The organism is Moorena sp. SIO3I8 (assembly GCF_010692325.1).
Classification (GTDB): domain Bacteria; phylum Cyanobacteriota; class Cyanobacteriia; order Cyanobacteriales; family Coleofasciculaceae; genus Moorena.
On sequence record NZ_JAAHHW010000501.1, the window covers coordinates 1 to 1,015 of the forward strand.

The following is a 1,015-nucleotide window of genomic DNA, read 5'->3' on the forward strand; positions in this document are numbered from 1 at the left end:
CGAATAGCAAGCAATCGTAGCTCCTATCATTGGGATATTGCCAATCAGTTACTTGAAGGGACAGACCAGGGTAATCGCATCTTAGTAGAGTTCTAAAAGTCCAGTAACCTGACCTAAAATTTGACTGTAGAATGGCTGATTATACCCTCAGAAAAGTTTGAGGATATCGTTGGTGTGTACCAGTCCTGTTAGTCAACACTCCTGGAGCCTAACCGGCTTCGGTTAATAGATTCAGTCCATCACCTCCAATGATTGCTCCTCAACAATCTTGCATCACCCTCAAAAAATGCCTCACTTCGCCGCACTGGCGGCCAGGATTTTGATGATAGAGTCATTATCCATCCCCGCCCTATAACGCTTCATCTTGAGACTCTGGCGGGAGGGTTCGCGATCCACGCAGGTTAACACTCAGGCGGCGCAACAGCCCTAGATTTTCGCTTCTCATAGCCCTGGCGAACCCGACTGGCATCTTCATTAAAAGTGACATCAAGGACCCAATGTAGACCATTTTCAACACCCCAATGGGAGCGAATTACCTGGTTGTGTTGCTGGCCATCGGGTTCGAGGGCACTGAGGTAAAACTGAGTTTGTGTCGTGGCGCATGTTCCATAACTGCCGCCTTCGCTTCACCATCACCACGCTGGTTAAACCTTGCCATTGTGTTTGCCGATGCAACGGGGGTAGTTGACTCACAGGCACCGCCCACACCTGACGGGTTTCTAAGCGGTGATGCCCGGCCTCCACCGTTTGGTGGTAACTCAATTCAATCCCTTGCCAGTTCTGGTCTTCGGCCATAGAAAACCACTGTTCCACCTGCTGACTAAGCTTGCCCTGGTTGCCCTTGAGCGCCAGGACATAGTCCCCACCAGCTTCCTTAATTTGTCGGGCAATGTTGGTCTGGGTGCCCATGGCATCGAGAGTCACCACCGCTCCTTTGAGGTTCAGCAACTTGAGCAGCAGTGGCACTGCTGTGATTTCATTTGATTTACTCTCGACTTTTTGTTGGGCCAACACC

1 protein-coding gene and 1 pseudogene are annotated in these 1,015 nt (G+C 50.5%); both read right to left on the reverse strand.

Annotation, left to right across the window (positions count from 1 at the left end):
- Positions 1-401: 401 nt before the first annotated feature.
- Positions 402-539: pseudogene (locus tag F6K51_RS38895) on the reverse strand (hypothetical protein); the annotation flags it as partial.
- Entirely contained in the window at positions 511-1,014 is a 504-nt protein-coding gene (locus tag F6K51_RS38205; RefSeq protein WP_365940699.1) for an ISAs1 family transposase, read from the reverse strand. The pseudogene F6K51_RS38895 and the gene F6K51_RS38205, both read right to left, overlap by 29 nt.
- Between the last annotated feature and the right edge of the window lies 1 nt (position 1,015).